This window comes from Stenotrophomonas sp. ZAC14D1_NAIMI4_1 (assembly GCF_003086775.1).
Lineage (GTDB): Bacteria > Pseudomonadota > Gammaproteobacteria > Xanthomonadales > Xanthomonadaceae > Stenotrophomonas.
In genome coordinates, this window is record NZ_CP026001.1 from 970,920 (window position 1) to 985,558 (window position 14,639).

At 63.2% G+C, this 14,639-nt stretch carries 24 protein-coding genes; 23 read left to right on the forward strand and 1 reads right to left on the reverse strand.

Translation table 11 applies throughout. The annotated features are described in order from the left end of the window. The first annotated feature begins 5 nt into the window (after nucleotides 1-5). From rpsS to C1927_RS04485, 23 genes are all read left to right on the forward strand, one after another. The gene (rpsS, locus tag C1927_RS04375) at nucleotides 6-275 is read left to right on the forward strand and encodes a 30S ribosomal protein S19 (RefSeq protein WP_004154485.1); all 270 of its coding nucleotides are present in this window, start codon (nucleotides 6-8) and stop codon (nucleotides 273-275) included. A gap of 12 nt (nucleotides 276-287) precedes the next feature. Further along, the gene (gene rplV, locus C1927_RS04380) at nucleotides 288-623 is read left to right on the forward strand and encodes a 50S ribosomal protein L22 (protein ID WP_004145348.1); all 336 of its coding nucleotides are present in this window, start codon (nucleotides 288-290) and stop codon (nucleotides 621-623) included. An 18-nt stretch (nucleotides 624-641) separates the two neighbouring features. Further along, nucleotides 642-1,376, forward strand: coding sequence for a 30S ribosomal protein S3 (rpsC, locus tag C1927_RS04385; RefSeq protein ID WP_004145350.1), 735 nt, complete (start codon nucleotides 642-644; stop codon nucleotides 1,374-1,376). Nucleotides 1,377-1,381: 5 nt separating this feature from the next. Continuing rightward, the gene (gene rplP / locus C1927_RS04390; RefSeq protein ID WP_004154486.1) at nucleotides 1,382-1,795 is read left to right on the forward strand and encodes a 50S ribosomal protein L16; all 414 of its coding nucleotides are present in this window, start codon (nucleotides 1,382-1,384) and stop codon (nucleotides 1,793-1,795) included. Continuing rightward, nucleotides 1,795-1,980: a 50S ribosomal protein L29 gene (gene rpmC / locus C1927_RS04395; RefSeq protein ID WP_004145353.1), complete on the forward strand. Its 186-nt coding sequence runs from the start codon at nucleotides 1,795-1,797 to the stop codon at nucleotides 1,978-1,980. Before rplP ends, rpmC begins: the two co-directional genes overlap by 1 nt. Nucleotides 1,981-1,991: 11 nt before the next feature. Next, nucleotides 1,992-2,261, forward strand: coding sequence for a 30S ribosomal protein S17 (rpsQ, locus tag C1927_RS04400; protein ID WP_079220755.1), 270 nt, complete (start codon nucleotides 1,992-1,994; stop codon nucleotides 2,259-2,261). Between the two features lie 11 nt (nucleotides 2,262-2,272). After that, a complete protein-coding gene (gene rplN, locus C1927_RS04405; RefSeq protein WP_010483978.1) occupies nucleotides 2,273-2,641 on the forward strand; it encodes a 50S ribosomal protein L14 in 369 nt (122 codons plus the stop codon). 16 nt (nucleotides 2,642-2,657) lie between these two features. Continuing rightward, on the forward strand, nucleotides 2,658-2,975 hold the full coding sequence (gene rplX, locus C1927_RS04410) for a 50S ribosomal protein L24 (protein ID WP_079220756.1): 318 nt from the start codon (nucleotides 2,658-2,660) through the stop codon (nucleotides 2,973-2,975). Between the two features lie 11 nt (nucleotides 2,976-2,986). Continuing rightward, on the forward strand, nucleotides 2,987-3,529 hold the full coding sequence (gene rplE / locus C1927_RS04415) for a 50S ribosomal protein L5 (protein ID WP_079220757.1): 543 nt from the start codon (nucleotides 2,987-2,989) through the stop codon (nucleotides 3,527-3,529). Between the two features lie 18 nt (nucleotides 3,530-3,547). Beyond that, complete coding sequence (gene rpsN, locus C1927_RS04420; protein WP_079220758.1) at nucleotides 3,548-3,853, forward strand: 30S ribosomal protein S14; 306 nt, start codon at nucleotides 3,548-3,550, stop codon at nucleotides 3,851-3,853. Nucleotides 3,854-4,110: 257 nt separating this feature from the next. After that, nucleotides 4,111-4,509, forward strand: coding sequence for a 30S ribosomal protein S8 (gene rpsH, locus C1927_RS04425; protein WP_005408210.1), 399 nt, complete (start codon nucleotides 4,111-4,113; stop codon nucleotides 4,507-4,509). 18 nt (nucleotides 4,510-4,527) lie between these two features. Beyond that, complete coding sequence (gene rplF, locus C1927_RS04430; RefSeq protein ID WP_079220759.1) at nucleotides 4,528-5,052, forward strand: 50S ribosomal protein L6; 525 nt, start codon at nucleotides 4,528-4,530, stop codon at nucleotides 5,050-5,052. Nucleotides 5,053-5,084: 32 nt separating this feature from the next. Beyond that, the gene (rplR, locus tag C1927_RS04435) at nucleotides 5,085-5,438 is read left to right on the forward strand and encodes a 50S ribosomal protein L18 (protein ID WP_079220760.1); all 354 of its coding nucleotides are present in this window, start codon (nucleotides 5,085-5,087) and stop codon (nucleotides 5,436-5,438) included. 161 nt (nucleotides 5,439-5,599) lie between these two features. After that, nucleotides 5,600-6,142, forward strand: a complete 543-nt coding sequence (gene rpsE / locus C1927_RS04440) for a 30S ribosomal protein S5 (protein WP_004145411.1) — start codon at nucleotides 5,600-5,602, stop codon at nucleotides 6,140-6,142. Continuing rightward, nucleotides 6,135-6,326, forward strand: coding sequence for a 50S ribosomal protein L30 (gene rpmD / locus C1927_RS04445; RefSeq protein ID WP_004154497.1), 192 nt, complete (start codon nucleotides 6,135-6,137; stop codon nucleotides 6,324-6,326). The genes rpsE and rpmD overlap by 8 nt, the downstream gene beginning before the upstream one ends. 6 nt (nucleotides 6,327-6,332) lie before the next feature. Next, nucleotides 6,333-6,776: a 50S ribosomal protein L15 gene (gene rplO / locus C1927_RS04450; protein WP_004154498.1), complete on the forward strand. Its 444-nt coding sequence runs from the start codon at nucleotides 6,333-6,335 to the stop codon at nucleotides 6,774-6,776. Between the two features lie 7 nt (nucleotides 6,777-6,783). Beyond that, nucleotides 6,784-8,151 (forward strand): preprotein translocase subunit SecY, encoded by a 1,368-nt coding sequence (secY, locus tag C1927_RS04455; RefSeq protein WP_108746021.1) that lies wholly within the window; start codon nucleotides 6,784-6,786, stop codon nucleotides 8,149-8,151. 345 nt (nucleotides 8,152-8,496) lie between these two features. Next, nucleotides 8,497-8,853: a 30S ribosomal protein S13 gene (rpsM, locus tag C1927_RS04460; RefSeq protein ID WP_025879318.1), complete on the forward strand. Its 357-nt coding sequence runs from the start codon at nucleotides 8,497-8,499 to the stop codon at nucleotides 8,851-8,853. A gap of 11 nt (nucleotides 8,854-8,864) precedes the next feature. Then, nucleotides 8,865-9,254, forward strand: a complete 390-nt coding sequence (gene rpsK / locus C1927_RS04465; RefSeq protein ID WP_004145443.1) for a 30S ribosomal protein S11 — start codon at nucleotides 8,865-8,867, stop codon at nucleotides 9,252-9,254. A 15-nt stretch (nucleotides 9,255-9,269) separates the two neighbouring features. Beyond that, nucleotides 9,270-9,899 (forward strand): 30S ribosomal protein S4, encoded by a 630-nt coding sequence (gene rpsD, locus C1927_RS04470; protein WP_004145446.1) that lies wholly within the window; start codon nucleotides 9,270-9,272, stop codon nucleotides 9,897-9,899. Between the two features lie 56 nt (nucleotides 9,900-9,955). Beyond that, nucleotides 9,956-10,954 carry a DNA-directed RNA polymerase subunit alpha gene (rpoA, locus tag C1927_RS04475; RefSeq protein WP_079220762.1) on the forward strand — a complete coding sequence of 333 codons (999 nt, stop codon included), beginning with the start codon at nucleotides 9,956-9,958 and terminating at the stop codon, nucleotides 10,952-10,954. Nucleotides 10,955-11,143: 189 nt separating this feature from the next. Further along, nucleotides 11,144-11,527 carry a 50S ribosomal protein L17 gene (gene rplQ / locus C1927_RS04480; RefSeq protein ID WP_079220763.1) on the forward strand — a complete coding sequence of 128 codons (384 nt, stop codon included), beginning with the start codon at nucleotides 11,144-11,146 and terminating at the stop codon, nucleotides 11,525-11,527. Nucleotides 11,528-11,725: 198 nt separating this feature from the next. Then, nucleotides 11,726-12,232, forward strand: a complete 507-nt coding sequence (locus C1927_RS04485) for a disulfide bond formation protein B (protein ID WP_079220764.1) — start codon at nucleotides 11,726-11,728, stop codon at nucleotides 12,230-12,232. Between the two features lie 55 nt (nucleotides 12,233-12,287). On the opposite strand, the gene C1927_RS04490 is transcribed toward C1927_RS04485, so the two are convergent. Further along, entirely contained in the window at nucleotides 12,288-14,420 is a 2,133-nt protein-coding gene (locus C1927_RS04490; protein WP_108746022.1) for a TonB-dependent receptor, read from the reverse strand. Between the last annotated feature and the right edge of the window lie 219 nt (nucleotides 14,421-14,639).

The following is a 14,639-nucleotide window of genomic DNA, read 5'->3' on the forward strand; positions in this document are numbered from 1 at the left end:
CGACCATGGCACGTTCACTCAAGAAGGGCCCGTTCGTCGATCACCACCTCGTCAAGAAGGTGGAGGCCGCTGCGGGCAGCAAGAAGCCGATCAAGACCTGGTCGCGCCGTTCGATGATCCTGCCTGACATGGTAGGCGTCACCATTGCCGTGCATAACGGCAAGAACCACATCCCGGTTCTCGTCAACGAGAACATGGTCGGCCACAAGCTCGGCGAATTTGCCATCACCCGGACCTTCAAGGGTCACGGTGGTGACAAGAAGTCGGGTAAGTAAGGAGAGATGACAATGGAAGCGAAAGCCATCCTGCGCACTGCGCGCATCTCCCCGCAGAAGGCTCGTCTGGTCGCTGACCAGGTGCGCGGTCTGCCGGCCGAACGTGCGGTCAACCTGCTGAAGTTCTCGGACAAGAAGGCTGCCCACCTGATCAAGAAGGTGGTGGAGTCGGCTATTGCAAATGCCGAGAACAACCAGGGCGCCGACGTCGACGAGCTGAAGGTTCAGACCATCATGGTTGATGAAGGTCCGACCCTGAAGCGTTTCATGGCGCGGGCGAAAGGCCGCGGTACCCGCATCCTCAAGCGCACCAGCCACATCACTGTGGTTGTGGGCGCCGCCAAGTAAGCGGATAAGGAAAAGACCATGGGTCATAAAGTTCATCCGATTGGTATCCGCCTCGGCATTTCCAAGGACTGGAACTCCAAGTGGTACGCCAACAAGGCCGAGTTCGCCGGTTACCTGGCAGCCGACCTGAAAGTGCGCGAAATGCTGCGCAAGAAGCTGGCTCAGGCCGGCATCAGCAAGATCCTGATCGAGCGTCCGGCCAAGACCGCTCGCGTGACGATCCACACCGCCCGTCCGGGCGTGGTGATCGGCAAGCGCGGTGAGGACATCGAGAAGCTGCGCAAGGAAGTGAGCGAGATGATGGGCGTCCCGGCGCACATCAACGTCACCGAAGTGCGCAAGCCGGAACTGGACGCTCAGCTCGTTGCCGAGTCGATCGCCCAGCAGCTGGAGCGTCGCATCATGTTCCGCCGCGCCATGAAGCGCTCGGTCGGCAACGCGATGCGCCTGGGTGCCCTGGGCATCAAGGTCAACGTGGGTGGCCGCCTCAACGGTGCAGAAATCGCCCGTTCGGAGTGGTACCGCGAAGGCCGCGTGCCGCTGCACACCCTGCGTGCCGACATCGACTATGGCTTCGCTGAAGCCAAGACGACCTACGGCATCATCGGCATCAAGGTCTGGATCTACAAGGGCGAGGTCTTTGATTTCTCCCAGGTTGGCCAGGAAAAGCAGGACGACACCCCGTCGCGCAACGATCGTCACGATCGCGGCGACCGTGGTGACCGTCAGCGCCCGGCTCGTGAAGCGAGGTAACGACAATGTTGCAACCCAAGCGAACCAAGTACCGCAAGGTGCACAAGGGCCGTAACGACGGCCTGAGCTGGAGCGCCAACGCTGTCAGCTTCGGCGAGTACGGCCTCAAGGCAACCGCCCACGGCCAGCTGACCGCGCGTCAGATCGAAGCGGCCCGCCGCTCGATCAGCCGCTACGTCAAGCGCGGCGGCAAGATGTGGATCCGTGTGTTCCCCGACAAGCCCATCACCAAGAAGCCCATCGAAGTTCGAATGGGTTCGGGTAAGGGCAACGTGGAATACTGGGTGGCCCAGATCCAGCCCGGCCGCATGATCTATGAAATCGAGGGTGTCTCGGAGGAAGTGGCACGCGAGGCGTTCCGCCTGGCCGCCGCCAAGCTCTCGGTCACCACCACTTTCGTGACCCGGACGGTGCGCTGATGGAACTGAAAACTCTCCGTGAAAAGTCGGCTGACGAACTGAAGGCCCACCTGATCGACCTGCGTAAGGAACAGTTCTCTGTCCGTATGCAGCAGGTCACCGGCCAGCTGCCGAAGACTCACGATATCCGCCGCGTCCGTCGTGAGATTGCTCGCGTCAAGACGCTGCTCGGCAGCACGAAGTAAGGACGGCCGCTATGAGCGACAATATCGAAAACAAGGCGCTGCGCACGGTCGAAGGCCGTGTCGTCAGCAACAAGATGGACAAGACGGTTACCGTCCTGGTTGAGCGTCAGGTCAAGCACGCGCTGTACGGCAAGTACATCAAGCGCTCGACGAAGCTGCACGCCCACGATGCCGACAACGCCTGCAAGGAAGGCGATGTCGTCCGCGTGACCGAGATTGCTCCGATGTCCAAGACCAAGAACTGGCGCGTGGTGGAAGTCATCACGCGCGCGGCTGAATAAGGAGCTGAATCATGATCCAGATGCAGAGCTACCTTGACGTCGCGGACAATTCGGGTGCCAAGCAGGTGATGTGCTTCAAGGTGCTGGGTGGTTCCAAGCGCCGTTACGCCGGCATCGGCGACATCATCAAGGTCACCGTGAAGGATGCGATTCCGCGCGGCAAGGTCAAGAAGGGTGAAGTGTATGACGCCGTCGTGGTGCGTACCCGCAAGGGTGTGCGTCGCGCCGACGGTTCGCTGATCCGCTTCGACGGCAACGCTGCCGTCCTGCTGAACAACAAGCAGGAGCCGATCGGCACCCGTATCTTCGGGCCGGTGACTCGTGAACTTCGCTCTGAGAAGTTCATGAAGATCGTCTCGCTCGCTCCCGAAGTGCTGTGAGCGACAGGAGATAATCATGGCTAACCGTATCAAGAAGGGCGACCAGGTTGTCGTCAACGCCGGCAAGGACAAGGGCAAGCAGGGCGAAGTCGTCCGCGTCGACGGCGACCGTGTGGTCGTCGGCAACGTGAACATCGTCAAGCGCCACACCAAGCCGAACCCGCAGGCAGGTGTTGCCGGCGGCGTGGTCGAGCGCGAAGCTTCGATCCATATCTCCAACGTGAATGTGCTGAACCCGGCTTCGGGCAAGGGCGAACGCGTTGGCTTCAAGGTGCTGGAGGATGGACGCAAACTGCGTGTGTTCCGCTCCAGCGGTGAGGCGCTTGACGCCTGAGGAATGAGAAGATGAGTTCCCGTCTCGAAAAGTTCTACAAGGAAGAAGTGGTACCGGCGCTGATGAAGCAGTTCGGTTACACCAATCCGATGGAAGTGCCGAAGCTTGTCAAGGTCACCCTGAACATGGGTGTCGGCGAAGCGGCCACCAACAAGAAGATCCTGGAAAACGCCGTCGGCGACATGACCAAGATTTCCGGCCAGAAGCCGGTTGTCACCAAGTCGCGTGTGTCGGTTGCGTCGTTCAAGATCCGTGATGGTTGGCCGATCGGCTGCAAGACCACGCTGCGTCGCCACAAGATGTACGAGTTCCTGGATCGCCTGATCAACATCTCGCTGCCGCGCGTGCGCGACTTCCGTGGTGTGTCCGGTCGTTCCTTCGACGGTCGCGGCAACTTCAACATGGGTGTGAAGGAACAGATCATCTTCCCGGAAATCGACTTCGACGCTGTCGACGCGATCCGCGGCATGGATATCGCCATCACCACCACTGCGAAGACCGATGCGGAAGCGAAGGCGCTGCTGGCAGCGTTCAAGTTCCCGTTCCGTAACTGATCCGTCGAGGAATCCGAAATGGCAAAGACCTCCATGGTCAACCGCGACATCAAGCGGGAAAAGCTGGCAAAGAAGTACGCTGAAAAGCGTGCGGCTCTGAAGAAGATCGTGTCCTCCGTGGACGCGACCTACGAAGAGAAGATCGACGCCGCAACCAAGCTGGCCAAGCTGCCGCGCGATTCGTCGCCGAGCCGCCACCGCAACCGTTGCGAACTGTCGGGTCGTCCGCGTGGCGTCTACAGCAAGTTCGGCCTGGGCCGTAACAAGCTGCGCGAAGCCACCATGCGTGGCGACGTCCCGGGTCTGCGCAAGGCCAGCTGGTAATCCCAGCCGGCCCTGTGATCAGGAGCCCCTTCGGGGGTTCCTGAACCGGGCAGGGGAGGCATTCAGCCTTCCCGACGCAAAAAAACCGAAGAGCCCGGCGCAAGCCGGGCTCTTTTGGCGTATACTCCCGCGTCTTGCTCTGTGCAAACGGGGTAGCAGGGCAGGCCATCGGCCTGCTGCAACAAGGGACCTGGCCCGTTTCCAGGAGACAACAGATTTTCGCGAAAGCGGATATCGGTGCACTCAAAGGTACTCATATGAGCATGACTGATCCCATCGCCGACCTGCTGGTCCGCATCAAGAATGCGGCCGCGGTTGGCAAGCAGACGGTGAAAGCCCCGTCGTCCAAGATCAAGGTTGCGATCGCCCAGGTCCTGAAGGACGAGGGTTACATCACCGACCTGCGCGTGACTCAGCTGGAAAACAACAAGTCCGAGCTGGAAATCGTGCTGAAGTATTTCGAAGGCAAGCCGGTCATCGCGACCCTGAAGCGCTTCTCGCGTTCGGGCCTGCGCCAGTACCGCGGCAAGAGCGAGCTGCCGAAGGTCATGAATGGCCTGGGTATCTCCATCATTTCCACCTCCAAGGGCATCATGACTGATGCGCAGGCGCGCCAGCTGGGCGTCGGCGGCGAAGTCCTGTGCTTCGTGGCCTAAGGCGAAAGGAGTAATACTATGTCCCGCGTAGCCAAGAAGCCCGTCACCCTGGGTAAGGTTGAACTGAACGTCCAGTCCGATTCCGTCACCGTCAAGGGCCCGAAGGGCACCCTGTCGCTGCCGAAGCCGGCCGGCATTGCCATCAACGTCGACAACGGCGTTGCCACCCTGAGCGCCGAGAACGTTGACCTGGTCCCGCTGACCGGCACCGTCCGCGCCATCCTGGCCAACATGGTCAAGGGTGTTTCCGAAGGCTTCGAGCGCAAGCTGGAGCTGGTCGGCGTGGGTTACCGTGCTGCCATGCAGGGCAAGGACCTGAGCCTGTCGCTCGGTTACTCGCACCCGATCGTGTTCGTGGCGCCGGAAGGCATCACCATCACCACCCCGACCCAGACCGAAATTCTGGTTCAGGGCGCTGACAAGCAGGTCGTCGGTGAAGTCGCCGCCAAGATCCGTGCGTTCCGCAAGCCGGAACCGTACAAGGGCAAGGGCGTGAAGTACTCCGACGAAGTCATCATCCGTAAGGAAGCCAAGAAGGCCTAATCAGGCTCTTCCGCTTTCAAGGGAAAAAAATCATGAACAAGAACATCGCCCGCCTGCGTCGCGCCAAGTCGACCCGCGCCCACATCCGTGAGCTCGGCGTCGCCCGCCTGTCGGTGCTGCGCACCGGCCAGCACCTGTACGCCCAGGTCTTCACCGCTGACGGTTCCAAGGTGCTGGCTGCAGCCAACACCACCCAGACCGACATCATGGAAGGCCTGAAGAACGGCAAGAACGCCGATGCCGCCGCCAAGGTCGGCCGTATCGTCGCTGAGCGTGCCAAGGCCGCCGGCGTCGAGAAGGTTGCCTTCGATCGTTCGGGCTACCGCTACCACGGCCGCATCAAGGCCCTGGCAGAAGCCGCCCGCGAAGCCGGCCTGCAGTTCTAAGGGATAAGGGCAGGGGACTTCTGGTCCCCTGTCCGCCTGCTCGCCCGCCTGAGTGAGGCGGGGCGGCGTCGCTCTTCTGTAGCGGCCCACCGCAACAACGCGGTACTCCACAACCATAAGCGGCCTCGAGCCGTACATACCCAAACTACCAAGGAATCAAGATGGCAGAAGAACGTCAGCAGCGGGGTCGCGATCGCGACCGTAACCGCGAAGAGAAAGTCGACGACGGCATGATCGAAAAGCTGGTCGCGGTCAACCGCGTCAGCAAGACCGTCAAGGGTGGCCGCCAGTTCACCTTCACCGCCCTGACCGTGGTCGGCGACGGCGAAGGCAAGGTCGGTTTCGGTTATGGCAAGGCGCGCGAAGTGCCGGTCGCCATCCAGAAGTCGATGGAACAGGCTCGCAAGAACCTGGTCAGCGTTGACCTGAACAACGGTACCCTGTGGCACACCATCAAGGATGGTCACGGCGCAGCACGCGTGTTCATGCAGCCGGCTTCCGAAGGTACCGGCGTCATCGCCGGCGGTGCCATGCGCGCCGTGCTGGAAGCGGTTGGCGTGAAGAACGTGCTGGCCAAGGCCACCGGTTCGCGCAACCCGATCAACCTGGTGCGTGCCACCGTGAAGGGCCTGTCTGCTGCGCAGTCGCCGGCTCGCATCGCGGCCAAGCGCGGCAAGAAGGTGGAGGAACTCAACCATGGCTAATGAGTCCAACAAGACTGTGAAGGTGCGCCTGGTGCGCGGCCTGCGTGGTACCCAGTCGCGTCACCGCCTGTCGGTGCGTGCCCTGGGCCTGAACAAGCTCAACGATGTCCGTGAACTGAAGGACAGCCCGCAGGTTCGCGGTCTGATCAACACCGTTCACTACCTCGTCAAGGTTGAGGAGTAATCGATCATGACTCTGCGTCTCAATGAACTGAGCCCGGCACCGGGCGCCCGCACCGAGCGCACCCGCGTCGGTCGCGGTATCGGCTCGGGCCTGGGCAAGACTGCCGGCCGCGGCCACAAGGGTTCGTTCGCCCGTAAGGGTGGCGGCAAGATCAAGGCTGGCTTCGAAGGCGGCCAGACCCCCATGCAGCGTCGTCTGCCGAAGATCGGCTTCCGTTCGCCGATCGCCAAGGACACCGCTGAAGTGCTGCTGTACGCGCTGGACAAGCTGCCGGCCGGCGAGATCGACTTCGCTGCCCTGCGTGCTGCCAAGCTGGTCCCGAGCACTGCAAAGAAGGCCAAGGTCGTCGTCAAGGGCGAAGTGACCAAGGCGTTCACCCTGAAGGGTATTGCTGCCACGGCTGGTGCCAAGGCTGCAATCGAAGCTGCCGGCGGCAGCGTGACGGAGTAAGAAAATCATGGCGCAAGCTGGCATCGGTAACCTCGCGGGCGGAATGGGCAAGTTCACTGAACTTCGCCAACGTTTGCTGTTCGTCGTCGGGGCTTTGATCGTCTATCGCATCGGCTGTTATGTGCCGGTGCCGGGCGTCAATCCCGATGCCATGCTTGCCATGATGCAACAGCAGGGCGGCGGCATCGTGGACATGTTCAACATGTTCTCGGGCGGCGCCCTGCACCGTTTGAGCATCTTCGCGCTCAACGTGATGCCGTACATCTCGGCATCGATCGTGATGCAGCTGGCCACCCACATCTTCCCCGCCCTGAAGGCGATGCAGAAGGAAGGTGAGTCCGGCCGCCGCAAGATCACCCAGTATTCGCGCATCGGCGCCGTGCTGCTGGCGGTGGTGCAGGGCGGTTCGATCGCCCTGGCGCTGCAGAACCAGGTGGCACCGTCGGGCGCTGCGGTCGTCTACGCACCGGGCATGGGCTTCGTGCTCACCGCCGTGGTCGCGCTGACCGCCGGCACCATGTTCCTGATGTGGGTCGGTGAGCAGGTCACCGAGCGCGGCATCGGCAACGGCGTGTCGCTGATCATCTTCGCCGGTATCGTGGCGGGCCTGCCGGGTGCGGTCATCCACACCTTCGACGCCTACCGCGACGGCAACATCCAGTTCATCCAGCTGCTGCTGATCGCCATCGTCGTCCTCGCCTTCACCTTCTTCGTGGTGTTCGTCGAGCGCGGCCAGCGCCGGATCACGGTCAACTACGCGCGCCGCCAGGGCGGTCGCAACGCGTACATGAACCAGACCTCGTTCCTGCCGCTGAAGCTGAACATGGCCGGCGTCATCCCGGCGATCTTCGCCTCGAGCCTGCTGGCCTTCCCGGCCACCCTGGCCATGTGGTCCGGCCAGGCCGCCAACCAGAGCGCCGTCGGCCAGACCCTGCAGAAGGTCGCCAACGCACTGGGCCCGGGCGAGCCGCTGCACATGATCGTGTTCGCTGCGCTGATCACCGGTTTTGCGTTCTTCTATACCGCGCTGGTGTTCAACTCGCAGGAAACCGCCGACAACCTGAAGAAGTCGGGCGCGCTGATTCCGGGCATCCGTCCGGGCAAGGCCACCGCCGATTACATCGACGGCGTGCTGACCCGCCTGACCGCTGCCGGTTCGGCTTACCTGGTGATCGTCTGCCTGCTGCCGGAACTGATGCGCACGCAGCTGAACGCCTCGTTCTACTTCGGTGGTACTTCGCTGCTGATCGTCGTGGTGGTGGTGATGGACTTCATCGCCCAGGTGCAGGCGCACCTGATGTCCCACCAGTACGAGAGCCTGCTGAAGAAGGCCAACCTGAAGGGCGGCAACCGCGGCGGTTTTGCCCGCGGCTGATAAGCCTGTTATACTTTCGTCTTCCTGACGTGATGGTCCTCCGCTTCGCGGACTCTGGCCACACAAACGAAGGGCGGCCCCCGCAGCGGTTCCGGGTGGGGGTGTGGCGAGGTGGTCCTGCGCTGGAGTAGCGCGGGCGGCCCCGGGGAAACCCAGGTCCAACCTTGTCCGGCGCCGGAGCCTGGGCACACTCCCCAGGCCGGGTCCATGAAACTTCAATGTTTCACGGGCTTCCATGTAAACCGGAACCTTGTTAGTATCGCTAGTTCACTTTTTTGATCCATCCTGCCGGATTGGCGTGCCCGAGGCGCGCTGTCGGCCATCACTCAGCTGGAGAACCGCGTCATGGCGCGTATTGCAGGCGTCAACCTGCCAGCCCAGAAGCACGTCTGGGTCGGGTTGCAAAGCATTTACGGCATCGGCCGTACCCGTTCGAAGAAGGTCTGCGAAGTCGCAGGCGTTACTTCGACCACCAAGATCCGCGATCTGTCGGAGCCGGAAATCGAGCGCCTGCGCGCCGAAGTCGGCAAGTACATCGTGGAAGGCGATCTGCGCCGTGAAATCGGCATCGCGATCAAGCGCCTGATGGACCTGGGCTGCTACCGCGGCCTGCGTCACCGTCGCGGCCTGCCGCTGCGTGGCCAGCGCACCCGTACCAACGCCCGCACCCGCAAGGGCCCGCGCAAGGCGATCAGGAAGTAAGGGACCTATAAATGGCTAAGCCCGCTGCTAAGACCAAGAAGAAGATCAAGCGCGTCGTCACCGACGGCGTTGCCCACGTCCACGCTTCGTTCAACAACACCATCGTGACCATCACCGACCGCCAGGGCAACGCTCTGTCGTGGGCGACCTCCGGTGGCGCTGGCTTCCGCGGTTCGCGCAAGTCGACCCCGTTCGCTGCCCAGGTGGCTGCCGAAAAGGCCGGTCGTGCTGCGCTGGACTACGGCGTGAAGTCGCTGGAAGTCCGCATCAAGGGCCCGGGTCCGGGCCGTGAGTCGGCCGTGCGTTCGTTGAACAACGTCGGCTACAAGATCACCAACATCATCGACGTGACGCCTATCCCGCACAACGGGTGCCGTCCGCCGAAGAAGCGTCGCGTCTAAAGGGAGCGATAAGAAATGGCTCGTTATATCGGTCCTACCTGTAAGCTCGCCCGTCGCGAAGGCGCCGACCTGTCCCTGAAGAGCCCGGCGCGTGCGCTGGACTCCAAGTGCAAGCTGGAGCAGAAGCCCGGCCAGCACGGCGCCACTGCCCGTAAGGGCAAGCTGTCCGACTACGCCACCCAGCTGCGTGAAAAGCAGAAGGTCAAGCGTATCTACGGCCTGCTGGAGCGTCAGTTCCGCAACTACTACAAGAAGGCCTCGACCAAGAAGGGCAACACCGGCGAGAACCTGCTGCAGCTGCTGGAAACCCGCCTGGACAACGTCGTCTACCGCATGGGCTTCGCCGTGACCCGTCCGGCTGCCCGTCAGCTGGTGTCGCACCGCGGCGTCACCGTGAATGGCAAGTCGGTCAACCTGGCTTCGTACCAGGTCAAGGCTGGCGACGCCATCGCTCTGTCTGAAAAGGCTGCCAAGCAGCTGCGCGTCCAGGAAGCCCTGACCGTCGCCGCCCAGCATGACCTGAGCCCGTCGTGGGTTGAAGTGGATTCCGGCAAGTTCACCGGCATCTTCAAGGCTGTTCCGGATCGTTCGGATCTGCCTGCGGACATCAACGAAGCGCTGATCGTCGAGCTGTATTCGAAGTAATTCATCATTGGAGAGCCCCCGGCGACGGCCGGGGGTTCACTAGGAGAACCCGCAACATGACGGTTACCGCCAACCAGGTTCTGCGTCCTCGCGGTCCGCAGATCGAACGCCTTACCGACACCCGTGCAAAGGTCGTTATCGAACCTTTGGAGCGGGGTTACGGGCATACGCTGGGTAATGCCCTGCGTCGCGTGCTGCTGTCGTCCATCCCGGGCTTCGCCATCACGGAAGTCGAAATCGACGGCGTGTTGCACGAGTACACCACGGTCGAAGGTCTGCAGGAGGACGTGCTCGAAGTCCTGCTGAACCTGAAGGACGTGGCCATCCGTATGCATTCCGGCGACAGCGCCACCCTGTCCCTGTCCAAGCAGGGTCCGGGCGTTGTCACTGCTGCTGACATCAAGGTCGACCACAATGTGGAGATCCTGAACAGCGATCATGTGATCTGCCACCTGACCAAGGATACGGCGATCAACATGCGTCTGAAGATCGAACGTGGTTTCGGCTACCAGCCGGCTGCCGCGCGTCGTCGTCCGGACGAAGAAACCCGTGCCATCGGCCGCCTGGTCCTGGATGCCTCGTTCTCGCCGGTCCGCCGCGTCGCCTATGCCGTGGAAGCGGCTCGTGTCGAACAGCGTACCGACCTGGACAAGCTGGTCATCGATATCGAGACCAACGGCACCATCGACGCCGAGGAAGCCGTGCGCACCGCCGCCGACATCCTCAGCGACCAGTTGTCGGTGTTCGGTGACTTCACCCACCGCGACCGCGGTGCAGCCAAGCCGGCCAACAACGGCGTGGATCCGGTGCTGCTGCGCCCGATCGACGATCTGGAGCTGACCGTGCGTTCGGCCAACTGCCTGAAGGCCGAAAGCATCTACTACATCGGCGATCTGATCCAGAAGACCGAAGTGGAGCTGCTGAAGACCCCGAACCTGGGCAAGAAGTCGCTCACCGAGATCAAGGAAGTGCTGGCTCAGCGCGGCCTGTCCCTCGGCATGAAGCTGGAGAACTGGCCGCCGGCCGGCGTCGCCAGCCACGGCATGCTGGGCTGATATCGGTAATGCCTGGAGGCTCCACCGTTCGCGGTGGGGCCTTCAACGCAACATACATGCCACGACGAACCGCAGGTTCGCGGGCAGGTCGTCCAGGACGGATGGCCAGGACCAACCGCAGTCCGCGCAGCAACGCCAGGATGGCGACAACGATCCACACAGTCTCATCATTAACCAAGGAATATCACCATGCGTCACATGAAGTCTGGCCGTAAGTTCAACCGCACCAGCGCCCACCGCGAAGCGATGTTCAAGAACATGGCCGCCTCGCTGTTCAAGCACGAGCTGATCAAGACCACCCTGCCGAAGGCCAAGGAACTGCGCCGCGTTGCCGAGCCGCTGATCACCCTGGCCAAGGTCGACTCCGTCGCCAACCGCCGTCTGGCCTTCGCCCGCCTGCGTGACAACGAAGCCGTGGGCAACCTGTTCACCATCCTGGGCCCGCGCTACGCGAACCGTCCGGGCGGCTACCTGCGTCTGCTGAAGTGCGGCTTCCGCGCCGGCGACAACGCTCCGATGGCCTACGTCGAGCTGGTCGACCGTCCGGCCGTGGCTGAGGAAGTGGCCGAGTAATCGGACCGCTCCAACGCGACACAGCGAAAGCCCGGCTTCTGCCGGGCTTTTGCGTTCTGGTAGCGCCGGGCCATGCCCGGCGTTTCCGTTTCCGGGCTCCGCTCCGGCCCACACCGTTCCGACAGGCGTGCCGTGTGGCGGTTCGAACGGGAGGCGCTCTCGGTTACGCTTGGCGCCTGATCCGTTCGAGCGTTCACGATGAATCCTTTGCGCTGGCCCTTCCGCGCCCAGTTCCTGTTGGGCTTCCTGATCTGCGCGGGCCTGCTCGGCTTCGCCATCTTCCTGCAGTTGAAGATGGGGCTGGAGCCTTGTCCGCTGTGCATCTTCCAGCGCCTGGCATTCGCTGCACTGGGCCTGCTGTTCCTGATCGGCGCCTTGCACGGCCCCTCCAACCGGCCGGGCCGCGCGACCTACGGCATCCTCGCCTTCATTGCCGCTGCTGTCGGGTTCGGCATCGCGGCACGCCATGTGTACGTGCAGATGCTTCCGCCGGAGATGGGTTCCACCTGCGGCCCGCCGCTGGCGTTCCTGAGCGAGACCATGGGGCCGCTGGAAGTGTTCCGCACCGTGCTGACCGGCACCGGCAACTGCGGCAACATCGACTGGACCTTCCTGGGCATGACCATGCCGATGTGGTCGGGCGTGTGGTTCGTCCTGCTGGCGCTGTGGGCGCTGGTGGTGTCGCTGCGCAAGGTCAAGCGCTGAAAACACGGCGGGGTCGGATCCCTTTCCTGCGGAAAGGGATCCGACCCCCGCCCGATCAGAAGTCCTGCTGCAGGCTCAGGTAGGCACCGCGGCGCGGGCCCCACTGCGGGGCGAACACACCCACACCGCCGCCGTCACGCAGCTGGTAGCTGCGGTCCAGTGCATTGATCAACGCTACCTGCATGTGCAGCGGATGCCCGCTGTCGGCATTGAAGTCGTGGCCGGCGCTGAGGTTCACCTGCAGGTAGGACGGCAGTTCGCCGCCGTTGGGCACGGTGTCGGTATCCGAGCGCAGGCCGCTGCCGAACACGTAGTTCGCGCCGACGCGGTTGTGGCCGGCGAAGGCATAGCTGAAACCGCCCGACGAGGTCAGCTTCTGGTCGTGGTCCAGGTGGATCCAGTGGTCGGCCACGTAGGCCAGCGCTTCCGGGTCGAGGTTGTACTGGCTGGTGATGACGTCGGTGCCGATGGCCTTGTTCAGGGCGGCATTGAAGTAGGCGCTGAAGGGACCGTTGCTGTAGTCGGCGCTGAATTCCAGGCCACGGATGTGGCCGCGGCGGTAGTTGAACGTCGAGTAGATGTAGGCGGCGCCGAACTGGCCTTCGTCCTGCAGGCGCGAGACGCGCCGGTCGTAGGCATCCAGGCCCAGGGTCAGGTGGTCGCCGACCTGCTGGGAGACACCGATGTCGTAGTAGTCGCTGCGCTCGGCCAGCGGGATGTTGTTGCCACCGGACGGCTGTGCGTTGGTGGTGCCGTCATACAGGCTGATGTCGCTGGTGGCGATCAGCTCGCTCGCCGGCGGGGTGAAGTAGCGCGAGTAGCCGGCATGCACGGTGGTGCTGTCGCTGGCAGTCCAGACCACGCCCAGGCGCGGGCTGAGCTGGCCCTCGGTCTGGCCGAAGGCCTTGTAGCGATCACCGCGCAGGCCGTAGTTGACCGTCCAGTCGTCGCCGATCTTCCATTCGTCCTGCACGTAGACCGCCAGGGTGGTGGCCTTGAACGCGCTGTTGTCGGCAATCTGCAGCGGCGTGGTGCTGGCCTGCGCGCCGTCATCGTCGACCGGGAACACCCAGCTGTTGTTGCTGGCACGCGCGCGTTCCTGGTTGCCGTATACGCCGTAGCGCAGCGTGTGGTTGTCGCCCAGCGGCGTGGAGAAATCCGCCTGCAGCGTATTGGCGCGGTTGCTGCGCTGGACCTGCGAGGCGACGCCACTGAACACCATGTCGCCGGCCACGTCGGGATTGAAGCCGACATCGCTGTAGCGCTGGCCGGCGGAGACCTGGTAGGCGGTCTCGCCCAGCGTGCCCTGCAGCACCAGCATGCCGAAGCGGGTAGTTTCGCGCTGGGTCTCATCCAGCTGGCTGGAATCGAAGGTGGTGGTGTCCAGGTAGCCGAACTGCGGCGTCTGCCCCGGATTGACCGGAATCTGGAAGCGGTTGTTGGCGAAGCCGGCGAACACGCTCAGGCGGGTGGTGTCGTTGACCAGATAGGTCAGGTCGGCGAAGGCTTTGCCCTGGTGGGTATCGTCATGCTCCGGCTTGCGCGAGCTGGTCGGGTTCTCCAGGCCGACCTCGTTCTGGTCGTAGTTGCCGGTCAGGAACCAGCTCCAGCGCCCCTGCGAGCCCCACCAGGACGCATTCGGATTGACCTTGCCGAACGAGCCGGTGGTGATGCCGACGCTGCCGCCATTGCCGAGTTCGGCGCCACTGCGGGTGGTGATGTCGACCACTGCGGCGGTGCGCTCGCCGAACTGCGCCGGCAATGCACCGTCCATCAGCCGGATGCTCTTGATCGTGCGTGCATCCAGGGTCTGGCCAAAGCCGGAGATCGATTCCGGCAGCAGCACGCCGTTGATGCGGTACTGCAGGTTGGCGTGGTCGCCGCGCACGTGCACGCCACCGTAGGAATCCTGGACCACGCCGGGCGCCTGCAGCAGTACCTGGCTGAGCGGCGCGGACGCCCCCAGTGGCTGCTTCTGGATGTCCTCGGCGGTGATCTGGTACTGGCTGCTGCCGATGTCGGGCGACAGCGCGTTGCGCGCCTGGTCGAGCTGGGCGCTGACGGTGACCGTATCGAGGTCCTTCACCGGCGCCGCGTCGGTGCCGGCATCGGCGGCCAGGGCGAGGTTGGGCAGGCTGGCCAGGGCCAGGGCGAAAGTGATGCCGGTAGCGAGCAGGGAGGGCTTCATGGCGGATGGGCTGTGGAAGGGGCCAATAGGGGTGACTGGATTGTTACTTCGTAACACTGCGGAGCGAATCATGCGCCTGTCCGGGGGGCTGTGGGCATGCGGTTTGTGGCCGCTCGCGCTGACCTTTCCCCGGCGTTCAGCCATGTGCAGGCGTCGCCCGGGCCTTTGCGGCAGCGGCCTGCTCTGCGACCATGACCGTCCCCCACCCCCGGAATCCTG

Bases quoted from the DNA above. Each gene is read 5' to 3' on its own strand.
- rpsS (WP_004154485.1), top strand. From the start codon at position 6: ATGGCACGTTCACTCAAGAAGGGCCCGTTCGTCGATCACCACCTCGTC.
- rplV (WP_004145348.1), top strand. From the start codon at position 288: ATGGAAGCGAAAGCCATCCTGCGCACTGCGCGCATCTCCCCGCAGAAG.
- rpsC (WP_004145350.1), top strand. From the start codon at position 642: ATGGGTCATAAAGTTCATCCGATTGGTATCCGCCTCGGCATTTCCAAG.
- rplP (WP_004154486.1), top strand. From the start codon at position 1,382: ATGTTGCAACCCAAGCGAACCAAGTACCGCAAGGTGCACAAGGGCCGT.
- rpmC (WP_004145353.1), top strand. From the start codon at position 1,795: ATGGAACTGAAAACTCTCCGTGAAAAGTCGGCTGACGAACTGAAGGCC.
- rpsQ (WP_079220755.1), top strand. From the start codon at position 1,992: ATGAGCGACAATATCGAAAACAAGGCGCTGCGCACGGTCGAAGGCCGT.
- rplN (WP_010483978.1), top strand. From the start codon at position 2,273: ATGATCCAGATGCAGAGCTACCTTGACGTCGCGGACAATTCGGGTGCC.
- rplX (WP_079220756.1), top strand. From the start codon at position 2,658: ATGGCTAACCGTATCAAGAAGGGCGACCAGGTTGTCGTCAACGCCGGC.
- rplE (WP_079220757.1), top strand. From the start codon at position 2,987: ATGAGTTCCCGTCTCGAAAAGTTCTACAAGGAAGAAGTGGTACCGGCG.
- rpsN (WP_079220758.1), top strand. From the start codon at position 3,548: ATGGCAAAGACCTCCATGGTCAACCGCGACATCAAGCGGGAAAAGCTG.
- rpsH (WP_005408210.1), top strand. From the start codon at position 4,111: ATGAGCATGACTGATCCCATCGCCGACCTGCTGGTCCGCATCAAGAAT.
- rplF (WP_079220759.1), top strand. From the start codon at position 4,528: ATGTCCCGCGTAGCCAAGAAGCCCGTCACCCTGGGTAAGGTTGAACTG.
- rplR (WP_079220760.1), top strand. From the start codon at position 5,085: ATGAACAAGAACATCGCCCGCCTGCGTCGCGCCAAGTCGACCCGCGCC.
- rpsE (WP_004145411.1), top strand. From the start codon at position 5,600: ATGGCAGAAGAACGTCAGCAGCGGGGTCGCGATCGCGACCGTAACCGC.
- rpmD (WP_004154497.1), top strand. From the start codon at position 6,135: ATGGCTAATGAGTCCAACAAGACTGTGAAGGTGCGCCTGGTGCGCGGC.
- rplO (WP_004154498.1), top strand. From the start codon at position 6,333: ATGACTCTGCGTCTCAATGAACTGAGCCCGGCACCGGGCGCCCGCACC.
- secY (WP_108746021.1), top strand. From the start codon at position 6,784: ATGGCGCAAGCTGGCATCGGTAACCTCGCGGGCGGAATGGGCAAGTTC.
- rpsM (WP_025879318.1), top strand. From the start codon at position 8,497: ATGGCGCGTATTGCAGGCGTCAACCTGCCAGCCCAGAAGCACGTCTGG.
- rpsK (WP_004145443.1), top strand. From the start codon at position 8,865: ATGGCTAAGCCCGCTGCTAAGACCAAGAAGAAGATCAAGCGCGTCGTC.
- rpsD (WP_004145446.1), top strand. From the start codon at position 9,270: ATGGCTCGTTATATCGGTCCTACCTGTAAGCTCGCCCGTCGCGAAGGC.
- rpoA (WP_079220762.1), top strand. From the start codon at position 9,956: ATGACGGTTACCGCCAACCAGGTTCTGCGTCCTCGCGGTCCGCAGATC.
- rplQ (WP_079220763.1), top strand. From the start codon at position 11,144: ATGCGTCACATGAAGTCTGGCCGTAAGTTCAACCGCACCAGCGCCCAC.
- C1927_RS04485 (WP_079220764.1), top strand. From the start codon at position 11,726: ATGAATCCTTTGCGCTGGCCCTTCCGCGCCCAGTTCCTGTTGGGCTTC.
- C1927_RS04490 (WP_108746022.1), bottom strand. From the start codon at position 14,420: ATGAAGCCCTCCCTGCTCGCTACCGGCATCACTTTCGCCCTGGCCCTG.